This window comes from Neptunomonas antarctica (genome assembly GCF_001305295.1).
Lineage (GTDB): Bacteria > Pseudomonadota > Gammaproteobacteria > Pseudomonadales > Balneatricaceae > Neptunomonas > Neptunomonas antarctica.
In genome coordinates, this window is record NZ_LJSI01000005.1 from 1 (window position 1) to 691 (window position 691).

Consider the following 691-nt stretch of genomic DNA (forward strand, 5'->3'; position numbering starts at 1 on the left):
CCTGCGCTTGCGTGCAATTCGCTTCGAGCCAGTTACCAAATGGTGTGTTACCGGTAAAGTCGATCAGTTTGATCTCTTCACGCGTGGCCAGGTCGGCGGTCGCCGGTTGGCTGGCGTCGGCATCGATCACCATGGAGACGATATGCGCGGGCAGACCGTTTTCGATTAATACATCCTGAGCAATCCTGACGCTGATGGCAGCAGGCAGAATCGCCGCCGGATGCGGTTTTACTATCACCGGGTTACCGGTAATCAAATCGGCAAACAGGCCCGGATAGGTGTTCCAGGTGGGGAAAGTAGAGCAACCAATCACCAGACCGATACCCCGACCGACGGTGATAAAGGTTTTGTTCAGGACTAACGGATCCTGTTTGCCCTGCGGCTTGGTCCAGACGGCGCTGGCAGGCGTGTGCATCATCGCGGTATAGCCGTAAGCGACGGCTTCTAAGCCGCGGTCCTGGGCGTGTGGGCCACCGGCCTGAAAGGCCATCATGAAGCCCTGCCCTGAGGTATGCATGACCGCATAGCCCATTTCAAAGCTACGCTTATTAATGCGTTCGAGTATTTCCAGGCAGATAGCCGCACGGCCTTGCGGGCCGACATCACGCCAGACTTTACGTGCATCCTGCATGGCGGGCAGTAACTGATCCAGATCCACCAGCGGGTATTTGACATTCATATCGATACCGTA

General features: G+C 56.3%; 1 protein-coding gene. It reads right to left on the reverse strand.

What is annotated here, in order from left to right:
• On the reverse strand, window positions 1-679 hold a 679-nt coding region (locus Nant_RS00025; protein WP_238377027.1), incomplete at its 3' end, for an aldehyde dehydrogenase family protein.
• Window positions 680-691 lie beyond the last annotated feature (12 nt).